The following is a 4335-nucleotide window of genomic DNA, read 5'->3' as shown; positions in this document are numbered from 1 at the left end:
CGGTGAATTTTCGATTTGAGCAGGGTTCTGAACATGGCGAGAAGACGTTGAAGTCAGTGGATGGTAGGGCGCAAGGCCTGCGGTCAGGCCCCGCTGGATGTGGCGGTTTTCATACGGCTGTAACATTTGCGACCGCCGCTGCGGGTTTGTCCGTAGTTTAGGCCACTGTACAGTGCGCTTTCCGCACGGTTCTTTATTCAGATTGCTTATGAAAAAGTCATTTAATTTTTCTGCTGAGGCGCTGGCCCAGTTGGCCCAGAGCGATGTGGCGCGTGCGCTGGCCGAAGATGTGGGCGCCGGCGACCTGACCGCCGCCCTGATCGACCCCGCCACCCAGGCGCGCGCGCGGGTGCTCGCCCGCGAGAGCGCCGTGGTCTGCGGCAGCGCCTGGGTTGAGGCGGCGCTCAAGCAGCTCGACCCGCAGGCCCGGCTGGTCTGGCATGTCAAGGACGGCGAGCGTTGCGCGGCCAACCAGCTGGTGTTTGAAGTGCGGGGCCAGGCCCGGGCGCTGCTGACGGCCGAGCGCACGGCGCTGAACTTTTTGCAGACGTTAAGCGCCGTTGCCAGCAAAACGGCGGCTTATGTTGCCGTGGTGGCAGGCACGTCCGCGCAGATTGTGGACACCCGCAAAACCCTGCCGGGCCTGCGCCTGGCGCAAAAATACGCGGTGCGCTGCGGCGGCGGCACCAACCACCGGGTCGGTTTGTACGACGCGGTGCTGATCAAGGAAAACCACATTGCCGCTGCCGGCGGCATTGCGCAGGTGCTGCAGCGCGCCGCGCCCATCGCGGCCCAGGCTGACTTTGTGGAAATTGAAGTCGAAACGCTGGCGCAGCTGGCAGAGGCGCTGAATGCGGGCGCCACCATGGTGCTGCTCGACAACATGGACCTGGCCACGCTTCGCGAAGCCGTGCGCATCAACGCCGGACGGGCGGTGCTGGAAATTTCGGGCGGCGTGACGCTGGCCGGACTGCGCGCGCTGGCCGAAACCGGCGTGGACCGCATTTCCATAGGCACGTTGACCAAGGATGTGCAGGCCATAGATTTTTCGATGCGCTTTGACGCGCCGCAAGGAGGGCAATGATGAATTCAATTCTGTCCCGGATCAACGTGGACTACGAGCAGCCCGAAATGGCGGGCAGCTGCTCCACGCGCCACGCCTGGGCGCGCGTGCCGGCCGAGCCGACGCCGCCCGAACGCGCCGCGCTGAAAGAGCGCATCCGCAGCCTGCTTAAAGCCAAAAATGCGGTGATGGTGTCGCACTACTACGTTCACCCCGATCTGCAGGACTTGGCCGAAGAAACCGGCGGGCTGGTGTCTGATTCGCTGGAAATGGCGCGTTTTGGCCGCGACCATGCCGCCCGGACGCTGGTGGTGTCGGGCGTGCGCTTCATGGGCGAAACCGCCAAGATACTGTCGCCTGAAAAGCGCGTGCTGATGCCCGACCTGGACGCCACCTGCTCGCTCGACCTGGGCTGCCCCATAGCCGACTTCAGCGCCTTTTGCGACGCCCACCCCGACCGCACCGTGGTGGTCTATGCCAACACCAGCGCGGCCGTGAAGGCGCGGGCCGACTGGGTCGTCACGTCGAGCTGCGCGCTCGACATCGTACGCGCACTCAAAGAAAAGGGCCAGAAAATCCTCTGGGCGCCCGACCGGCACCTGGGCGGCTACATCCAGCGCCAAACCGGCGCCGACATGGTGATGTGGAACGGCGCCTGCATCGTGCACGATGAATTCAAGGCCTTTGAACTGCAGGCCCTGATGAAACAGCACCCGCTGGCCAAGGTACTGGTGCACCCCGAAGCGCCCGCCGACGTGGTGGCGCTGGCCGATTCGGTGGGCTCGACCTCAGGCATCCTGAAGGCCGCGCGCGAGATGGATGTGCCCGAATTCATCGTCGCCACCGACAACGGCATGATGCACAAGCTGCGCACGCTGAACCCCGGCAAAACCTTCATTGAAGCGCCCACCGCCGGCAACAGCGCGACCTGCAAAAGCTGCGCGCACTGCCCCTGGATGGCCATGAACAGCCTGGCCGGCGTGGCGCAGGTGCTGGAAACCGGCGCCAACGAGGTGCATGTTGATGCGGCGCTGGGCCTGCGCGCCCGCTTGCCGATTGACCGCATGCTGGCCTTCACGGCCGCCCTCAAAAACGGCCAGCCCACCGCCGGACTGGTGCCGCACATCGGCGCGGCGTAACGCTGGAGCGCTGGTATGGCTCCCTCTCCCTCTGGGAGAGGGTAGGGGTGAGGGCCAGCCGGCGCATGTGCCAAAAATACCCCTGTTTTGATAGCTGCCAGCGCAAGCCTGACAAGCGCCAGAGCCCCATATGACCATCACTTCACGCATAGACTTTTCTGATCCGAACGACAGCGCCGCGCCCCGCCTGCGCCACGCCTTCGGCACGCCGCGCGAGGTGCTGGTGGCGCACCAGCTGGCCGAGGTGCGCCCCGTGCTCGACGCCGTGCAGGCCGCTGGTCTGCAGGGACGCTGGTGCGTGGGTTATGTGCGCTACGAAGCGGCACCCGCTTTTGACGCCGCCCTGGCCGTGCATGCGCCCGGCGGCCCGCTGGCCTGGTTTGCCGTCTATGACGAAGCCTTGCCCTGGCCCGATGACGCCAGTGCCAGCCCCGCGCAGGTGCAGTGGGCTGAGACCTGCCTGCGCCCTGCGTTTGGCGCCGCCATGGACCAGATCCAGCGCGCCATTGCAGCCGGCGAGCTGTACCAGGTCAACTTCACCGCACCGCTGGAAGGTGCGTGGGTGGGCGAGCCGCCAGAAGGCGCGGCCCCAGCCCTGTTTGCCGCCCTGCAGCGCGCCCAGCCGGGCGGCTACGCGGCCTTCATCGACACCGGCAACACTGGCGACGCCCAGGTGCTGTCGGTCTCGCCCGAACTTTTTTTTGACTGGCAGGGCGGCCAGATTCTGGCGCGGCCCATGAAAGGCACGGCCGCGCGCGGCGCCACGCCGCAGGACGACGCCGCCCAGGCCGAAACCCTGCGCGCCTCGCCCAAGGAGCGCGCCGAAAACGTCATGATCGTGGACCTGCTGCGCAACGACATCTCGCGCATTGCCGAGCCCTTCAGCGTGCAGGTGCCGCGCCTTTTCCATACCGAGGCGCTGCCCACCGTGTGGCAAATGACGTCCGACGTGCAGGCCCGCACCCGTGCCGGCACCACGCTGGCCGATGTGTTTGCCGCGCTGTTCCCCTGCGGCTCCGTGACCGGCGCGCCCAAGGTGCGCGCCATGCAGATGATCCGCACGCTGGAGCCCCAGCCGCGCGGCGTTTACTGCGGCGCCATCGGCGTGGTGCGGCCCGGCGAGCAGGGCCATGGAATCAGGGCCACCTTCAACGTGCCGATCCGCACCGTCACCGTGCAGGCCGGGCTGCTCCGCTGCGGCATTGGCAGCGGCATCACCTCGGGCGCCGCGCCGGATGCCGAATGGCAGGAATGGCGCAACAAGCGCCAGTTTCTGGAGCGGGCCAGTCTGCCGTTTGACCTGCTGGAAACCCTGGCGCTGCAAGATGGCCAGCTGCGCCACGCCGCCGAGCACCTGCAGCGCCTGGCTGCCGCCGCCGCGCATTTTGGCACCCCGTGGGATGCAGCCAAAGTGCAGCATTGCCTGAACGAACTGGCGCAAGCCCACCCGCAAGGGCTGTGGCGCGTGCGCCTGCTGCTTGATGTCCAAGGCCAGGCGAGCGCCCAGGTCTTTGCCATGGACCCATCCCCCGCCTTGGTGCGGCTGCAACTGGCCGACCGCCCGCTGATGGAGGCCCACGGCGAGTTCGTGCGCTTCAAGACCACCCGCCGCGCCCACTACGACGCCTTCACGCCCACCGAGCCCGGGGTGTTCGACACCGTGCTGTGGAACGCCGAAGGCGAAATCACGGAATGCACGCGCGGCAACGTGGCGATGCTGGTGGAGGGCCGCTGGCTGACGCCGCCGCTGTCGTGCGGCTTGTTGCCGGGTGTGGGGAGGGCGCTGGCGCTGCGGGATGGCAAGCTGACCGAGGCGGTAGTGCGGGTGCAAGACCTGCCGCGCGTGCAGGGCTGGGCGTTTGTGAACAGCTTGCGGGGGTGGATAGCGGCCGGGATAGTTTGAGCTGGGTGCTCTCCTTTTGAAAGCTCCTCGCTGGGCTCGAAGCGGGGGGTCAACCGCTACTATTTTCGTGCCCGGACAGCCGCGCAGACCCATGGCCGGCCATGGCGACCAGAAGCCATCTACCGATAAAACGCTTCGACCTTACCCTTCAACTTGATGAGCAGCGGATGGCCTTTGCGGTCCAGCGTCTTGCCTGCGGGCACCTTGATCCAGCCCTCGCTGATGCAGTA

General features: G+C 66.6%; 4 protein-coding genes. 3 read left to right on the top strand and 1 reads right to left on the bottom strand.

The genetic code is table 11. From position 1 onward, the window contains the following. Positions 1 to 208 precede the first annotated feature (208 nt). The 3 genes from nadC to pabB all read left to right on the top strand — a co-directional run bounded on the left by nadC (position 209) and on the right by pabB (position 4105). Complete coding sequence (gene nadC, locus Q8K05_RS08085; RefSeq protein WP_305246100.1) at positions 209 to 1084, top strand: carboxylating nicotinate-nucleotide diphosphorylase; 876 nt, start codon at positions 209 to 211, stop codon at positions 1082 to 1084. After that, positions 1084 to 2202 (top strand): quinolinate synthase NadA, encoded by a 1119-nt coding sequence (nadA, locus tag Q8K05_RS08080; RefSeq protein ID WP_370868802.1) that lies wholly within the window; start codon positions 1084 to 1086, stop codon positions 2200 to 2202. Before nadC ends, nadA begins: the two co-directional genes overlap by 1 nt. 130 nt (positions 2203 to 2332) lie before the next feature. Then, positions 2333 to 4105, top strand: a complete 1773-nt coding sequence (pabB, locus tag Q8K05_RS08075) for an aminodeoxychorismate synthase component I (protein WP_305246096.1) — start codon at positions 2333 to 2335, stop codon at positions 4103 to 4105. A 119-nt stretch (positions 4106 to 4224) separates the two neighbouring features. On the opposite strand, the gene Q8K05_RS08070 is transcribed toward pabB, so the two are convergent. Further along, positions 4225 to 4335: DUF3297 family protein (locus Q8K05_RS08070; RefSeq protein ID WP_305246101.1), on the bottom strand; the 111-nt coding region annotated here is incomplete at its 5' end.

It is taken from the genome of Polaromonas sp., assembly GCF_030682935.1.
GTDB lineage: Bacteria > Pseudomonadota > Gammaproteobacteria > Burkholderiales > Burkholderiaceae_C > Polaromonas.
The sequence above is the reverse complement of the archived record's forward strand: the minus strand, read 5'-3'. Positions and strand labels throughout refer to the sequence as shown.